This window comes from Shewanella profunda, from assembly GCF_023283765.1.
In the GTDB taxonomy this organism is placed as follows: Bacteria; Pseudomonadota; Gammaproteobacteria; order Enterobacterales; family Shewanellaceae; genus Shewanella; species Shewanella profunda.
Genome location: NZ_JAKILG010000006.1, coordinates 110,874 through 128,729, shown reverse-complemented (window position 1 = coordinate 128,729; position 17,856 = coordinate 110,874). Strand labels below are relative to the sequence as shown.

Below are 17,856 nucleotides of genomic sequence, written 5' to 3'. Positions count from 1 at the left end.
TTTTGGCTAAGATGATGGCGTCTTTTTTCCCTAAGTATTTCTGTCTATATGTCACGTATTTTATTGTTCATTATTGTTTTTTTCTCATTCTCTACCCTTGCCAACTCTCCCCTACAGTTGGATAAACGTCTTGGACTAAATAATAAAAATCAGCAACAAACCGCTGGCATTGATCAACAAATTACCGAATTAAAGAACAACATAGATAAACTGGCAGCCAATGCGGCCAGTTTTCAACAGGCACAACTCGACTTTGAAGATCATAAAAAAGAGATTAACCAAAGGTTAAAAGAAGCCTCAAAAACGTTAAAACTCAAAAGAAACACCGATCTTAGCCAACAAGCATCAATCGCTTATTCACGCCTTTCTGAACTCAAAGAAAGCGAAGCCGCATTAGGTAATCAAGTTAATGCATTGCTGCAGCGCCACAATCTTTTACCCTCGGTGATTGCAACAGCAAGACAAAATGTGGTGCAAAATAAAAAAACCGAGTTAGCGCCCTTAGATACCCCTTCGGGAGAGTTACAACAAACTCAACGACTCTTCTTCGAACAAAGCCTTGCAACCAATGAAGCTGAGCTTGCCAGTAGCCAAAAGCGTATCGAGTTAGCCCAACTGCAACTGCAGTTAGTACGCCAACAATTGATCCAGCAAGAAGCGCTGATCGAAGCGATCAACAAGGCGATTAATAAGCAGCGCCAACAGCAAACCGATGCCACTCTGGCTAAAAACCTAGTGGATACGGATAACAATGTGTTAGATCCGGTTACGCGTAATATTGCCGATACAAATCAAATCTACGGTCAAAAACTACAAACCTTAACCTTACAAATCAACAATGTAGTTGAGCAGCAGGAACAAGCTGAAATCCAATATCAGTCTCAGGCTAAGCAGCTAGCAAATATTCAAGAACAAATTACTTGGGTAAAAATGAACTCGGCCTTTGGGGAACGTTTTTTGCAAATGTTGCAATCGCTGCCTAAGCCTCCAAACCACGAAAAGCTACAAACCTTGATAGCCGATGCGCGCTTAGACAGATACCATTTAGAGCAGCAACAAGCCCTCAATGATCAAGAATTAGAACAACCAGGACTGTATAATGACGGCCAAATTAAGCTGTTAACCTCCCAACAAGCGCTTATTGTGCAGTTGATGCAGAGTTATGATCAATATTTAAGTGAGCTAGGTAAACTTAAAGTTAATTATCAGCAACTTAGTCAACAACATCTCACCCTAAAAAATACCCTTAACGAGCATTTATTTTGGGTTCCTAATGCGGCTAGCATCAATAAGTTATGGTTTACCGATATACAACGCAGCACGATCTGGCTAGCCCAAGAAGCACAATGGAAACAACTGCCTAAAGCTTGGCAAGAACAGAACGATTATTGGTCCTGGTGGATCATATTATTGGTACTGTGTTTAGTGACCCAAGATTTAATTACACCCAAGTTCAATCGTCTACTGACGCACTACACCACTTATGTCGGCAATGTAACTCAAGATAAGTTTATTTATACCCTAAAAGCGCTTATCTGTAGTGTTTGTTACGCCTTGATAAAGCCATTGCCCGTTATTATTGCTGGGTTGATTTTTTATCAGTCCGAACGCAACTTCGTGCAGGCAGTCGGTATGGGAATTTTAGTTATTGGATCAGTTTACTTACTGTATCGCTTAATTTTCATTTTAGCGCTCGATAAAGGGGTACTTGTTGGTCACTTCAAACGCCCTTCTAAACTTATTCAAGCGGGTCAATTTAGACTAAAACATTTTGTATTAGTGGTCAGTCCGCTGCTTGGTTTAATGGGGTTTACTGAAGTACTTGATGCATCCTTGGTGCGTAATAGCATAGGACGTGGGGCATTTATTCTTTTTTGTATTGTTTTATTCTTATTATATAAAGATATTTTCGCTCTCAGTCGCCAAAACATCGATTCGAAGAAGGATGGTAAAAACAAAAAACTCATCCAAAAAATGCTTTGGACTTTGTTAATTGTTGTACCATTGTTCAGCGCTGGTCTTGCCTTTAGAGGCTATTACTTCACCGCTTTCCAAATGTTGTTACAACTACAACTCTCCTTAGTATTAGGTTTAGGCTTCTTACTCTTATATCAACTTATCAAACGCTGGATGTTGATTGAGCGCAGACGCATCGCTTTTGATCGCGCAAAAGCCAAACGTGCAGAACGATTAGCCCAAAGAGAAAAACACGAAACACACCATTTATCGAATGACGGCATCGATACCTATGAAGAACCAGTCGTCGACCTCGAAACTATTTCGAGCCAATCATTGGGCCTTGTCCGATCATTGCTTTTACTGGCCTTTTTAGCCAGTTTAATTGGCTTGTGGACCCAAACCCATACTGCTCTATTTTCCTTTCTCGATGGCATAACGCTGTGGACAACCAACACAAGTGTCAATGGGTTAGAACAGCAACTACCTATTACAATGAAATCCCTCATGTTTGGGTTAATTATTGTCGGCTTTTCATTAATGGTAGCGACTAATCTGCCAGGCTTACTGGAGCTAATGCTCCTCCAGCGGCTAGATCTTTCGCCCGGCACAGGTTTTGCGATTACCACAGTAAGCCGCTATTTAGTCGTCTTTTTAGGGTTATTGATTGGCTTTTCAAATCTGGGGATGGAATGGTCCAAGCTGCAATGGTTAATAGCGGCGCTCTCGCTCGGTTTAGGTTTTGGTTTACAAGAAATTTTTGCCAACTTTATTTCGGGTTTAATTATTTTATTTGAAAAACCCGTCCGGATTGGCGATACCGTCACTATCCGAGATCTGACTGGAACAGTCAGTAAAATCCAAATCCGCGCGACCACGATTATCGATTGGGACAGGAAAGAAATTATCATTCCAAACAAGGCATTTATTACCGAGCAATTAATCAACTGGTCATTATCAGATCCTATTACTCGGGTTATTGTATACGTGTCGGTAGCACGGGATTCTGATCCCGCTAAAGTGGAAGCTACCCTCTATCAAGCGGTACAGGAGTGCGAAGATGCACTGCCTAGCCCTGAGCCAGAAGTCTGGTTCGCCGGTTTTGGTAAACATACACAAGACTATGAGGTACGCGCCTATGCTAAAGAAATGTCGGCTCGCTGGCCTCTACGCCATGATTTACATAAACGTATTACCAAGAAACTGAAAGAAAACAATTTAGAACTCGCCTACCCTCAGATGGAAATCCATATCAAAAATGGTCAGCATCGGGAGCAAGTCGGCATCATTAAAAGCTAACAGGATTGCTGAAAATGCTTATTTTTGCTCACCGCGGAGCCAGCGGTTATCAGGTCGAAAACACCTTAGCCTCGATGGAAAAAGCACTCGAACTAGGTGCAAAGGCAGTTGAATTAGATGTGCATAATGTCGAAGGTGAGTTAGTGGTATTTCACGATAGACGCCTTGATAACAAAAGCTCGGGTACGGGTGTTATCCACATGGTGACTAAAGATTATTTGGCTGGGGTAAATGTAAAGGGCGAACCCATACCGACACTGTGGCAAATACTGGAACTCATAGCCGGACGCTGCATAGTGAATATTGAGTTAAAAGGGATAAATACTGTTCAGCTCCTACTCGACTTATATCCAAAGATATTGAATGAACTGGGTTTCACTTCAGAGCAGCTATTGATTTCCTCCTTTAATCATCCCTATCTAAGTGACATTAAGACAGCATTACCTCAGGCCTTAGTTGCCCCGCTACTCGCCAGTATCCCCCTAGATGGTGCCGCAGTGGTGAGCCAACTCAATGCTTACTCTTTGCACTTAGATGTCAGTTTTATCAGCCAAGCACTCGTGGATGATGCCCACCAAAGGGGCGCTAAGGTGTATGTGTATACCGTCGACCATAGCGATGATATTCACGCACTAAGGCAAATGGGGGTCGATGGTATTTTCAGTAATTATCCCGATCGCGCTATGGCCGCCCTAACTCAAGCTGCCACCATCCATTACCAAGGCTACTTTGAGTAAACGCTAGCAACGAGATCAAGCTTGGTTATTTCGCTGAGCCCAATAACCGATAAAAATAAACATGGCCACAATTAACAGAAACATCCAATGGGATGGCATGGCAACGATATGCCTTGCCATCCAAGGCGTTGCTTTGATAATTAACAGACCATAGCCAAAAGCGTTTAGAATGATAAAGACGAAGGTCCGCAGTACGAAGGAATACCCTAAAAGATGACGCCTTAAGATACGGTTTACATCCGCTGAAAAAACCAAAATCAGGCACACCACCATAGCGGTGGCAATATCAAATGCCCAAGGGCGAAGCATATTGCCCAATTGGGCGATAATGGCGACTAACTGTTCAAACATAATATTCAACCTAGAAAGCTGTTCTCAAACCAAATACTGGCTACAACAGTGCATTGAAAAATAACAATAACAGCATAAAGGCAGATGCCATGGGGCACAAGTTACTCTTACTCACCCGAACAAATCGTCGCTATTTTTAGGCAAAAATACCTTAACCTTTGCTATATCCAATTCATTTTACTAAGGGCTATTAAAAGAAATAAAAAAGGCAATAGCCACGCTTATTGCCTTTATCCCACAGCATTTGATTAAGGCAACTAAACCTTAAAACTTCGCTTTAAAAATTGGCCAACTAATACAGAATGGGAATCCATTTCTCGAATGACTTCATCATTTAACCCGACCATTTCACTGCCAAGCTGATGACTTGAATGGGTAAACTGCGCAGCATTAACCACACTGCGGTTCATCTCCTTCGCTACACTCGATTGTTCTTCCACTGCACTAGCAATGTGGTGAGTCATATCGGTGATGGTTGCTATGGCTTCGCGGATCGTTTGCAGGGCTGCCCCCGCCAGATCGGCAGTTGAAATACATTGTGAAGCGGCATCTAATCCATGCTGCATACTCACCACTGCCTTATGGGTTCCCTGTTGCAACAGATTAATCATATTATGAATTTGTTCAGTCGCATCATGGGTACGCTGTGCCAATGCACGCACTTCATCGGCGACAACAGCAAATCCTCGCCCTTGTTCTCCAGCTCGAGCCGCCTCAATTGCCGCATTAAGTGCCAGTAAATTAGTTTGACTGGCAATGCTCTGAATAACGTCAAGCACAGTTCCTATATCTTTGCTGTGGGCTTCTAATTGAATAATCACCTTAGAAGTCTCCTGCAACTGTTCAGCCATAGCTTGGATAGAGCTAATCGTACTCGCAACCCTCTTGTCACCATTAATGGTTTCGGCCGAAGCCATTTGAGAGGCGCTGGCGGTATCGGCACAGTTAGATGACATATCCCCTAAAGTGGCGGTCATTTGCTGCATTGCTGTAGCAACTTGCTCAATTTCAGAGAGCTGAGACTGACTCGTGCTCTGGATTTCCTCTCCCTTAGCGGCCGAAATTTTTGCTTTTTCACTCACGCTATGACAGGAGTCCGACGCACGACCAAGAATCGATTTAAGCTCGGAATTTTGCATTTGAAGAGCCAGATCGATAGCTCCGAGATCATCACTACTACCACTATAGATATGGGCCATTAGAGGGTTATCGTAGATTCGCTTCGCTTTTTCGACTAAGACATAGTAACGCCCAAGCACCAGATGCCCACCCAACAGCAATACCACTAAGCTAAAGATTAAGGCTATAAATCCAACTAAGCCAACTTGAATAGCGAGGTACAAAATAGGTAGCAAAGCAATCAGAGCGACTAACAACAACTTAGTTGGCATACTTAGGGTACGCGTTAACGCAGTGACACTGCCTGTTTTATTCAATGCAGCATAGGCAGACTCAGCTCGCTTAACTTGCTCACGGCTAGGCTTAGTGCGTACCGATTGAAACTCGACGACTTGACCATTAACGGAAATGGGTGAGACATAAGCATCGACCCAATAGTGGTCACCATTGGCACAGCGGTTCTTGACGATACCCTTCCATGGCTCCCCTTTTTTGATTTTTTTCCAAAGATCTTCGAACGCTTGTGGAGGCATATCCGGATGGCGAACCATATTATGGGACTGGCCTAACATGGCATCGAGCTCATAACCGGCAACATCACAAAATAAGGCATTAGCGTAGGTGATATGACTCTGAGTATCCGTTGTCGATAATAGGATCCAATCTGCAGGATAGTCATATTCACGTTGTGTGACTGGTAAATTTTTTCTCATGATCACCTTATGGAATAACGATTAATGTTTTTTAGTCATCCATGAGCAACCCGTCCATGAGGCATCACCCTGAGCAGTTGTTTATCTTTACTAAAATTGCCACCCCATTTCTAGGCACCAGAGCGCAGAGCATAGCCTAAAAAACGTGCGCCGAATAACAAATCGTTAAACTTTTTAGCACTCTCTTAGATCTGTTTTCAACACTGTATTGCATTTGATAAGCGTTTTCATTTAGAATTGGCTCAATTCCTTTTGGAGACTAATATATGTACGTTTGTCTTTGCCATGCGATCACTGATACGCAAATTAAAAATGCGGTAAGCCAGGGCGATAGTTCCCTTGCTGATGTAAAAAAGCGTTTAGGTGTTGCCGATCAATGTGGCAAATGCGCAAGAATGGCCGTACAGATAATCCAGAATCAATTAGAACTAGAACCTAAATATTATGAAGTGGCATAAGCAACTCAGATTGCAGTCATTGTGATAGCACGATTTCCCCGCATTAGAACACCCACAAACTTTACTATCTAAACATTAGTTTTTATTGATAAACATCCCATAAAACCCAAGCTTTAGCTAATAAAAACTTATTATTTCAATGGGATGCTATCAAGACCCAATAAAGGCTATTTTCTTTTTAAGAGATAGACAGCTTCATTTAACCAAGAAACCTCTCTTTTAACGAATCTAGGGTTATCGGCTAATACATCTTGGCAAGCGAGTGCTTGGATCTCAAAATCATCGGTTAAATGGACATCAACCCAAGTGGGCGATACCGCAAATGGTGGGCCGCTTAATGCTTCTTGCGGATAATCTAAGGTAACAAGTAAACCGACGCTACCGCGGGGTAATAAGTTAGCTAGCTGCTTGGCATATTGTTCGCGCATACTTTCCGGCCAAGCGATGAGCGCCGCACGATCATAAAATGCCGTCACATCTTGGGTAATGCTCTTAGGTAAAGTGAAAATATCACCTTGATACAAACTCACTTGCTCGGTTTGATAGTGTTGATGCTCACCCACGGTAGTTTGTGTCATCTCGAGTTGGTTATCGCTAAAAAACTGCTGCACCGCTAATTCATTCAACTCACATCCTATGACTTGGTGCCCCTGCTCGGCCAAGAAACACATATCCAAGGATTTGCCACACAGAGGAACAAAGACTTTGGCATCTTCTGGTAATGCCAGACGTTGCCAATACTTAACGAGAAAGGGATTAATATCCTGTTGATGAAAGCCTATCTGCTGCTGGTGCCACTTTTCATGCCAAAAACCGGGTTCCATTGATATATCTCAAATAACTAAAGTTGCCCTACTCTAATGGCATTTCCGAATGGATGCAAAACCGCTAATGAAACAAATCACTCTTAGAGATGTAAAAACTAACTTACTGATCTAACGCCTCCTGTACCTTGCGAAGCCATACACAGTTGTCGCACTGACACTGACGACGTGATAGGTGATGCGGACTCAATGAGGAATCAATAAAGTCTACAGCGATCAGTAATTGCTGTTTTAACTCGGCAATCGATTTTTTATCCACCGCAACGAGTTCATCGTTTTGGTTCATCCAAATACATTCCATGCCCTGATGACAAGTTAAGCATTGCTCATCACTGTCATTAAAAAACACAGCATGGGGACAATGGGTCACTTCCATCGACTGCAAAATACGCTTGCGTGGATATTCCAATAACTCGATCAATAACGCTTTATATTGGGTGGGCATATACCCTCCTTTAATGCACTCTGTCTGTGGGTTTATTTAACAAAAATTTATCCCATCCAATGCCCCAAAGATTACCTATAGTTGCCACGATTTAACTTGATATAAGTCAAAGTCAGCGACGAAATGATGCGATAGGCAGCCTAGGACTTGCGCTAGGACCCAAGCAACCTCAAAATGCGAGTTCAACCTGACTGAGATATTTCAGCTCAAAGCAGGTTAAGTCGAAAAATAAGGAGCAGGATTTTGCAAACACCCCAGCTACAGCATTTTTACATTTCTGAAGAGCAATCCATTTATTTGCTCAAGGCCAATGATGCCCGCAAGCACAAAGCGTGGATCCGCCTATGTAAACAGCAACTGAGTAAGCTGGGTTATTCAGATATTGAATTTATCGGCAAGGGCGCTTATGGCTTCGTGTTTGCCGGTATCAATCAGGCGGGCGAAGCCCATGTATTTAAGTTTTCAAGGATTAATCTGCCACAACATATTCAAGATAGGCTCGAAGAAGAAGCTTTTATGTTGTCCTTACTCACTCACCCTAATGTGCCCGCAGCAATCAAATTTGAGCGAGTAGGTAAGCAAGGCATTCTCGTGATGGAGCGCGCTAAAGGGGAAGATCTTGAGCAACTTTGCCGTCGTTTAGGCGCACTTCCAGCCGCAATAGTGGTGAGTATCGCCCGCCAACTCGCTGATATTCTTTATTATCTACGCACAGGTAAACCGCTGGTTCATGGCGATATCAAGCCATCAAACTTAGTCTACGATACCCAAAGCCAGCATTTGTCTTTGATCGATTGGGGATCGGCAGTATTTGCCCAGCGCGATGAGCACAATAAGCCCGTTGAAGACAATGTGATGGCACTCATGTCGAGCGATCAACAACATACCAATGCACGCATGGGGGATGTGTACTTTATTGGCGAAGAACAACTTAACGGTGCACTCTCAAGCCCACGCTTTGACGAACAGGGCGTCGCCGCCACCTTATATGCCCTAGCATCAGGCCAGGCAAGCCGCTTCGGCGCTCAAGTTATTCCCCCCACTAGCATAGGTTTACCCATAGAACTCGCCCGCACCTTAGAGGGAATGCTCAGTAGCGATCCTCAGCAACGTAATATGGCGGGGGATTACTTTTTAAAGAGCATGAGACACAGCCATAGATTACATTTACCCGAGTTGCCTAAAGCCGAATTACAGGGGGAAATCCCCGTCTGGGTACAATCCCGCGATAAAGATGTGGAAACCGTTAGCTACAGTTCACGTAAATCCTTTTTAAAGGAGCATAACGCCCAAGATCCCATCGCTAAGATGGATGATATTCAGCTCGAAAAGTATTATCGAAACTTCCTCGCAGGTATGGGTGATACCGAAAAAGGTTTTATCGCCGCCGTTGGTCGTTTAGCTCAATATCCTATCGTGGGAGGGCTTGCGATCCACTGGCGGGAAAGTGGTGTATTTATCGACTCTAATCTTGCCATTTATGATGCCAAACAAAAAAGCGCCTTGATCATTGCGGTCAATAATATGGTTACCCTAGCACGGGGGATTAAACGTATTGGGGTTTTTAAGGCCTGCTTCTTTAATGCTAAAGACACTTTGCATATCGAACGGACCTGCACCAACGAACCCTTTGTCGCCAGTGCCGATCGGCAATTACCCTTTGAAGTCGGCGATGTACCCACCCTAGAAGATAAATCACGTTTACATTCCTACTTTGAGGATGGTAAAGATCCCGATGAAAACCTCGAGTTACCCGTCGAAATTATGGAAGAATTGGCGCGTATCAACCAGATCCATCACACGGGTTGCATTATTTTTGAGGCGCTACCGAATCACCTAAAAATCCACAGCTATTTAAAGTTATTGAATCCACGTAAACAGGCGGCATTTCGCGCTAGCCTAGATCGTATTTTGCACCATGTGGGTAAGATCCAAGGTCATGGTGTCTCTGGCTTTATGAAATTACCCTACAAAAACACCCGTCGCTTTACCCATCTAGAACGTAAAGCCGATCATTTTTACCCCAAAAATCCTAAAGAAATAGGCGCCTAATCGCGCCTACTTCAACACTATCTTGAGGTTAAATCGGTGGGCCTGGCGGTAATATTAACGGCTTAGCAATGAGCTTGGCCTTGGCATCGGTTAGCCCCACGCTCAGCCCCTGCTGCAACCAATTATAGTGAGCAGCGCGATTGATATTAGCTCGATTTGCCTTAGCTTTTAATTGCTTAATCGCAAACTGAACGCGATCGTTGATCACCGCCTTCACCTCGGGTGAAGTGTGTGGATCGTGCAGCGTTGCGAGCACTTCATCAATCACCACAGCATTGACCCGCATCCACACGCCTTCAACAAGCCCAAGCTGGTTTTCTTGGTACAGGGTGGCCGCAAATAATTTATCTAGCAAACTTGCCACCGAGAGTTGTTCATTATCCGCCATCGCTGCTTGGCTCACACGGTTTAAACGCTTAGGCATCAATAACAAACTGACGGTATGGCGACTAAACACTTCTGCCATGCCTAAAGGATCATTTATCGCACCTAGGCCTGAATCGAAGGATTCGCGAGTAACGCGGTAATTCCCCGCCTTGGGTACTAAACTATCGAGCAAAAGCTGAGGTACGGTTAAGCTGGTTGCATCTACAGTTTTTAACAATGTGTCTAACGCAGTTAACTGCAACTGGGGTGCGATATAACTCCAGCGACTACCTTCACCAATGGACTGATAATTGTAGTCAGTCCCACCAATAAACTTAGCAACGGCATCGATTTGATAACGTGTCAGCAAATAAATGGGGGCAAAGGCATCGGCTAATTCCCCTAGCGGTTCACTAGGGTGTAGCGCCGCACTGGAAAAACCTTCAATGGCTTTGGTACGAATTTTATCGAGCATAGCCAGTTGGGCGATAGGATCATCACCGCTATCCCACAGGCTAGCATAGGCTTGGCTGGCATCCTTTTGGCGAGAATCGTTTTCACCAATGTAACGTAGGCCCTTTTTCGCTACCTCAGCCAATAATTGGGTTTGTAGATTTTTTTGAGCGATTGCATCCCCTTCATCACTGTAACCGTAAGTAATGGCAAAATCATCCCAAGGGCCAACTCCCGTGGTGTAAGGCGCTGAAATATCAATATCATTGCCCTTTAACTGAATCTTAGGATGGGGATAATCCATCACGGATGCATCCTGATTGGTCGAGGCGGCAAAATTATGATCTAGCCCGAGTGTATGACCCACTTCATGGGCCGCCAATTGGCGAAGACGTGCTAAAGATAGCTCAGTTGCGGCCTTCTCTGCCGCAACCCTATCCTGCCAACCTGCGGTTAACCCTTTGGCAATGAGATAATCCTGACGGACACGCAAACTACCTAGCGTGACTTGGCCCTTAATGATTTCACCCGTGCGCGGATCGGTTAATGCAGCGCCATAGGACCAGCCCCGTGTTGCTCGGTGCACCCATTGGATCATGTTATAACGAATATCCTGCGGATCGGCATCCTGTGGCAATAGCTCCACTTTAAAGCCATTGATAAAACCCGCCCGAGTAAATGCAGTCTCCCACCATCTCGCGCCACCAAGTAAGGCGGAACGGATCGGCTCAGGTACGCCGGGGTCAAGATAATACACGATAGGCTTAACCACTTTGCTCGGCAAAGGGCCCGGCGCCACTTTCTGCAAACGATGGCGCAGGATAAAACGCTGCACTAGAGGTTGATCAAAATCGGTCGCATAGTCGTGATATTCATCGGACATATAACCACTCATAGGATGATAAGCCCTTGGTCGGTAACTCTCATCGGGGAGTTCAACGAAGGAATAACGCATCCTAACCGACATCAGAGTGCCATCGGGTGTGACCTTGGCAACTTCTTCCCCCGCCACAGCACTGTTAAACGTGAGCTGCACATCGACATCGGCGTTTTTCTCAAAGGATTTAACCCCAGCAGGTAAGATGGTTGACCGACTCAGATCGAGCTGATAATCCCCCTGTGATGTTTGTTGTAATACCGAAGATACTCCGTGTAAGTCATTGAGAACGAGATTATTTATCGCCACAAAATCGGGTTTACCCTCAATCACCTTCCCTTGCCATAACACTGAGTCAGCAAAGGCTTCTTCAACGGCCCTTTGCTCTGCAATATCTAGGGTATTGGCACGGTATTGGGTATTGATCTGCTTAAGTAATATATTGGGGCCTTGGCGCTCAAACTGCACCATACGCGTGTGACCAAGCTGACCGCGATCTAAACCAACGTAACTTGAACCGACGCCCTCTGGCAGACTAGTGACTAATAAGAAGGGTTGGTTGAGGCGGCTCACTTCAAGGTATAACTGCCCCTGAGATGCTTCGTAGTAAAGGTTAAGAAACCCTTTTGCCTCTTGACTCTGTTTAATAATCTTAGTGCTAGGTTCGCTGGCCACGACACTGATAACAGGCAACCCTAAGAGAATTAAGGCTAAGGCTAAGTTATGGGGTTTCATTCTTCCTCCTAATACCGCTGGCTGCAGGGCATAACGCCCTGCGAGGCCATCACTGGCCCCGAGCGAAAAATCAACTATGCAGGTTCTTGTGTTGGATCCAGTGATTTAAAGTTTCAAATAACTCATTGAGCACTATAGGTTTAGTGATATGGGCATTCATACCCGCAGCCAAACTTTTTTCCCTATCGCCTGACATTGCATGGGCCGTCATAGCAATAATAGGCAGTTCATCTGCATTATAACGCTCGCGCAAGGCTCTTGCGGCAGTTAACCCATCCATCACCGGCATTTGAATATCCATCAATACCGCATCAAAGGGACGGGAGTCGATAATATCCAGCGCGATTTGGCCATTATCGGCTAGCACCACTTCATAGCCTGCACTCTTAAGCAATTCAGTCGCGACTTGTTGGTTGATAAAGTTATCCTCCACCAGCAGCACTAAGCCTGTGTGCTCACCAACGTCAGCCTCTTCCATCGATTGGGCCACATTTAATCTCGGCTCATCGGCAAAGGCGGCGATGATCTCATCGAACAAACTCGATGCTTTAAAGGGTTTTTGCAGCACAGCAAATACGTTGGCACTCTCCACTTCATACTGCAAGGGTTCTGCTGAATAGGCCGTCATCATAATGATCACGGGGCGCTTATCTAACCGCCCCTCTGCGACCATAGTATCGATAGCACTGATCACATCACTGCCATCCATTTCAGGCATCATCCAGTCGAGTAATAATAAATCGATAGGATCCCGTGACAGTTTATACAACGCCTCGGCACCACTGGCGGCGGTATCCACTTCAAAGTGGAAATCCCGCATCACGGCGGAATATATTTGCAGTGCAGTCGGGTTATCATCAACAACTAACGTACGTAAATTATTGAGTTTTTCAGGTACGACTAGCGGCTCAACCTTAGCTTCTTCGGCAATTTCAAAACTGATGGTAAAGCTGAAGGTACTACCGACGCCAAGCTCACTTTGTACTTGCATCTTACCGCCCATCATAGACACGAGATGCTTACTGATCGATAAACCTAAACCTGTGCCACCATATTTACGGGTAGTGGAACCATCGGCTTGGGCAAAGGCATCGAAGAGTTTTTCCTGTTGATCTTTGCTAATACCAATACCCGTATCACGCACCCAGAATTTAAGGGTAATACGGTGATCCCGCTCGCCCACATCTTCACAGCCCAGTTCAATTTCACCGGATGGGGTAAATTTAACCGCATTAGATAGCAGGTTAATGAGCACTTGTCCTAAACGCAGTGGATCACCTTTGAGGATTAGTCCCGCCGTTACGGGGGCATAGAGTAGAAGCTCTACGCCCTGTTCCTGTGCCTTAAGGGCATTGAGATCAAGCGCATGATCAAGCACTTTATCCAGTGGAAATGGCACCCGTTCGAGCTCAAGCTTACCCGCCTCAATCTTAGAAAAATCAAGAATATCATTGATAATTCGTAGCAGTGATTGAGCTGAGAAACCCGCCTTTTCGAGATAATCCTTTTGCTGCACGCTTAAGGAGGTACGCTGCGCTAACTGCAACATGCCGATAATAGCGTTCATTGGCGTGCGGATCTCATGGCTCATGTTCGCCAAGAACTCACTCTTGTAGAGGTTCGCCAGTTCCGCATCTTGCTTAGCTTCTAACAGCGCGACTTCATTACTCTTTTGCCTGGTAATATCTTTATGTGTACCCAACATCCGCTTTGGTTGACCATCGGCGGTAAATTCCACAACCCGACCGCGGGATAGTACCCAGTGATAAGTGCCATTCTTGCCTAACATTCGAAACTCAATTTCATAGGCATCAACCGGATCTTGTAGATACTGGTTACGATACTCTTCCACTCGAATGCGATCATCTGGGTGAGTTAAATGATCTATTGCCGATACTAAGGCTGGGAATTCATTCGTTTTATACCCCAACATTGAATAATACGCAGGGTTACAAATGATCTGCTCCGAATCTAAATACCAGTCCCACAACCCATCTTCTACCGCATCCATGGCTAAGTGATAGCGTTCCTCAGACAGGCGTAACTGCTCAGCAGATTCATATTCCCGCGTCACATCACGCCATACGGCAATCAGACCCTGCAACTCGCCGCGGCGGTTATAAAATGGCAGTTTTAGGGTATCAAGCAACACAGGTTTGCCCGCCAACTCGACTTTTTCTTGGTAACGCAGTGGCGTGCGATCTTTAAGAACTTGTTCATCTTCGGCCCGAATACGAATACCCATTTCCGGCGAAGTGAGATCCTCCGATGATAGGCCAATCATCTCACTCTCGGTGTAACCCAGCATGCGCTCTGCAGCCTTGTTACAACCTAGGTAATTGCCTTCTTTGTCTTTAAAGACGATAGCTTCAGGAATGGAGTCAAGGAGCGAACGCAGCAGTGCATACTCACGCTCGCGGCGCTCAGTGGTGTCTTTCAAGCGTTCAGTACGCCGCGCCACGAGTTTATCGAGCCGCTTATTCTGCTCGGCAAGATGGTGAGTATATTGTTTATTTTCCTCAAAAATCCGACTCACCAACAAGAACCAAGGCTCCCAACCGTGGGTGATTTTCTCTGGTGGTTTGCGTGGTTCTTGGGAACACCCCTCAAGGTGTGACAAAAGACGTGATGCAGGGCTTACAAAGGAGCGACGCGTTTGCCAATGCACTATAGTCACCAGTACAGACAGTGCGATCACCACTAAGATAAAAGTCAGCTGTAATTTTTCCCACGAGTCTTGGAATAGATCGTCTTCATCTTGCAAGTACAACAAACGCCAAGGCGCGTTATGTAAGGCCACTGAGTGGATATAGTAGCCATTACGGATCATGCCTTCATGGGCATCGAACAATTCAGACTCAGGCAAAGAATGTAATTCAGAGGGAATGCGCTGACTGATGTGATACACCCGATTAATATCGGAACTGTCAAAATCACTGTGGGATAAAATATTGTTCTGTTGATCGAGCAAAATCACAGTGCCGGGCATTCTAAAATAGACTCGGATTTGCCGCGCAAGCGAAGCAAGGGTCATATCTAAGTTAATAGAGCCAATAAACTCATCATCTAGATAAATCGGAACCCCTAAGGTAGTGAGTAAACCTTTGCCCGTTGAATCAATATAGGCCTCACTCCAAAACACACTGCGCTGCGGGTTCATCGCCGGAGTCGCATACTGGAACTGTTTCTTATTGAGTAGTTCGTCCCTAAAGCGCTGATCCTCATTGGTCCAAGGAAAATAGGACATAATCCTTTGTCTGGATAGATAATAAATTGCCGAAGCTTTAGGGGCAGCTTCTTTAGCAACAGGGAAAGACAGTGATAGCTCAAATAGCATCTCAAGTTCTTGATAAAACTTGTCACTGCGACCATCGAGTGATCCCGCGCCGGTAATCCTCCCCATATTGGTAAAAGGTTTACCCCCCTTGGCATAACTGGGCTCAAGGGTAAAATATTGACCACTTTCGTTAAATTTACCGTACTGAGGTAAGCGGTCTTTTCGTACTAGCTCACCTAAGCGTAAATGATCGACTGCAACATCACGCAAGCTTTTTACAGCCCGAATACTCGATTCAAGCAACAGATCGATTTGCAACACATGTCGCTCAACTTGCTCTTCACGCTGTTCCATCTGTTCGGTTTTTTGGCGGTCAAAAAACATCCATGCAGTTAATAACGACATGACAATAACGCCTATGTACGTATAAAAAACGGCACGGTTGTAATTCTTTTGGATCGGCGATTTTAGTTGAAGATCCGGCTCACTCGATTTCATCCACTACCCTTGATTGCAGCGCTTTATATTAGCCCTCTGTAACGAAAGCTATAGGGCTAATATAGTAGCAGGAAGAAACCGCCAATCACATTAAATAATTGCCGAACTAATGCTATCCATGCCCATGATAAGTCGATTAAAAAAGTGTAAATCAGCAGAGAAAAACAAAGGCCTCAAAGATGAGACCTTTTGTAACATTCAACGAGTGCTGCTATAGGTGTTCTTCGGCATATTCGGCTAGGCGTGAACGCACAACCCCATTGAGGTACAGGTTAGCACTACCTTCAAAGTCCTTAAAACGCTCGACTATGTAGGTCAACCCAGAGGTGACTGCAGTTAAATAGTTAGAATCGATTTGCGCTAAGTTACCGCAACAAATCAGTTTTGTGCCTTCACCCATACGCGTGATCATGGTTTTAATCTGCGAAGCGGTGAGATTTTGGCATTCATCCAATAACACAATAGAGTTTTGAATCGAGCGGCCACGCATAAAGTTAATCGACTTAAACTGAATATTGGCCTTTTCCATAATGTAATTAAGGCTGCCCGTCGGATTAACGTCATTTTTATGGAGCACTTCTAAGGTATCTGTGATGGCGGCGAGCCACGGCATCATTTTCTCTTCTTCAGTGCCGGGTAAAAAACCAATAGACTCCGCTATTTCAGGCGTGTTACGGGTCACAATCACCTTGTCGTAGCGGTTACGCTCAACCACAAGCTCCAGAGCTGCGGCCATGGCAAGCAAGGTTTTACCGCAACCCGCGGGACCCGTTAAAATCACGAGTTCGATATCGGGATCGAGCAGTGCCTGCAATGCCATGCCTTGATAAACATTTTTAGGTTTAACCCCCCAAGCCTCAAGGTTTTTCATCCGTTCACGGCCTAAATCTAAAATATGTAGGTGCGTGTCGGTGCGCCCTGTGACTCGACCACAAAAGTCGGACTCGGTATCGATAAGGTATTGGTTAATATAAAATTGATCGTTTTCCAGATCCTTAAGTGGCACTTCGTGGATAATATGTCTGCCATGGCGCTCGGTAGAAACTTTATTTAAATGCTCCCAAAAATTGCCTTCAAATTGGTAAAAACCTTTACTGAGGAAGCGAATATCATCAATCAACTGGTCGGTACGGTAATCTTCCACTAATTGAATGCCGGCACCTTTGGCTTTAAGGCGCATATTGATGTCTTTAGTGACTAATACGACGGTACGTGGATGGTGGAGGTTTTGTAGGTGGAGTGCGGTGTTGATAATGCGGTTGTCGTTTCCATCTCCCGGCAAGCTGCCTAAGGTAAAATCAACAAGGTGATCAGGGAAGATAGAGAGCGACCCTATCGCATCGGCATGACCCTCTCGACTCGGCAGTGGTACGCCATTAATAATCTGCTCAGGTGTGGTATCACCACCTAGGGTATCTTCCAACGCCCTGATGGCCACCCTAGCATCCCGACTCACATCACTCTTTCGATCTTTTATCTGGTCTAGCTCTTCTAGCACTGTCATCGGAATGACCACGTCGTGCTCTTTAAACGAATAGATCGCCAAAGGTTCATGTAGTAACACATTGGTATCCAGTACAAACAACTTTCTGTCGTCTTGTTCCATGGCGCCTCCAGAGTGCTTGATTGATGTCTACGCTACATCCTGTCTCACGTTAGATTGCATGGCTCCTGTACTTGGTTGGCATAAGGTTAG

The 17,856-nt window shown here is 45.0% G+C and carries 11 protein-coding genes; 4 read left to right on the top strand and 7 right to left on the bottom strand.

The features are described 5' to 3' along the window. Positions 1-48 precede the first annotated feature (48 nt). Both L2744_RS05310 and L2744_RS05305 read left to right on the top strand, forming a co-directional pair. Positions 49-3,255, top strand: a complete 3,207-nt coding sequence (locus L2744_RS05310; RefSeq protein WP_248990932.1) for a mechanosensitive ion channel domain-containing protein — start codon at positions 49-51, stop codon at positions 3,253-3,255. 14 nt (positions 3,256-3,269) lie between these two features. After that, positions 3,270-3,992 (top strand): glycerophosphodiester phosphodiesterase, encoded by a 723-nt coding sequence (locus L2744_RS05305; protein ID WP_248990931.1) that lies wholly within the window; start codon positions 3,270-3,272, stop codon positions 3,990-3,992. Between the two features lie 15 nt (positions 3,993-4,007). Here L2744_RS05305 and L2744_RS05300 read toward each other — a convergent pair whose 3' ends face one another. Further along, positions 4,008-4,343, bottom strand: a complete 336-nt coding sequence (locus tag L2744_RS05300; RefSeq protein ID WP_248990930.1) for a DUF3392 domain-containing protein — start codon at positions 4,341-4,343, stop codon at positions 4,008-4,010. A 257-nt stretch (positions 4,344-4,600) separates the two neighbouring features. Beyond that, positions 4,601-6,175: a methyl-accepting chemotaxis protein gene (locus tag L2744_RS05295; RefSeq protein ID WP_248990929.1), complete on the bottom strand. Its 1,575-nt coding sequence runs from the start codon at positions 6,173-6,175 to the stop codon at positions 4,601-4,603. Between the two features lie 266 nt (positions 6,176-6,441). Between L2744_RS05295 and L2744_RS05290 the strand changes: the two genes are divergently transcribed. Further along, on the top strand, positions 6,442-6,633 hold the full coding sequence (locus L2744_RS05290) for a bacterioferritin-associated ferredoxin (protein ID WP_011788027.1): 192 nt from the start codon (positions 6,442-6,444) through the stop codon (positions 6,631-6,633). A gap of 167 nt (positions 6,634-6,800) precedes the next feature. On the opposite strand, the gene L2744_RS05285 is transcribed toward L2744_RS05290, so the two are convergent. After that, a complete protein-coding gene (locus tag L2744_RS05285) occupies positions 6,801-7,457 on the bottom strand; it encodes a thiopurine S-methyltransferase (RefSeq protein WP_248990928.1) in 657 nt (218 codons plus the stop codon). Positions 7,458-7,560: 103 nt separating this feature from the next. Beyond that, the gene (locus L2744_RS05280; protein WP_248990927.1) at positions 7,561-7,902 is read right to left on the bottom strand and encodes a hypothetical protein; all 342 of its coding nucleotides are present in this window, start codon (positions 7,900-7,902) and stop codon (positions 7,561-7,563) included. Between the two features lie 243 nt (positions 7,903-8,145). Here L2744_RS05280 and L2744_RS05275 point away from each other — a divergent pair, with 243 nt between their 5' ends. Further along, positions 8,146-9,954, top strand: coding sequence for a protein kinase domain-containing protein (locus L2744_RS05275; RefSeq protein WP_248990926.1), 1,809 nt, complete (start codon positions 8,146-8,148; stop codon positions 9,952-9,954). Between the two features lie 28 nt (positions 9,955-9,982). On the opposite strand, the gene L2744_RS05270 is transcribed toward L2744_RS05275, so the two are convergent. The 3 genes from L2744_RS05270 to L2744_RS05260 all read right to left on the bottom strand — a co-directional run bounded on the left by L2744_RS05270 (position 9,983) and on the right by L2744_RS05260 (position 17,766). Further along, a complete protein-coding gene (locus L2744_RS05270) occupies positions 9,983-12,385 on the bottom strand; it encodes a zinc-dependent metalloprotease (protein ID WP_248990925.1) in 2,403 nt (800 codons plus the stop codon). A gap of 70 nt (positions 12,386-12,455) precedes the next feature. After that, entirely contained in the window at positions 12,456-16,160 is a 3,705-nt protein-coding gene (locus tag L2744_RS05265; protein ID WP_248990924.1) for a response regulator, read from the bottom strand. 211 nt (positions 16,161-16,371) lie between these two features. After that, positions 16,372-17,766: a PhoH family protein gene (locus tag L2744_RS05260; RefSeq protein WP_248990923.1), complete on the bottom strand. Its 1,395-nt coding sequence runs from the start codon at positions 17,764-17,766 to the stop codon at positions 16,372-16,374. Between the last annotated feature and the right edge of the window lie 90 nt (positions 17,767-17,856).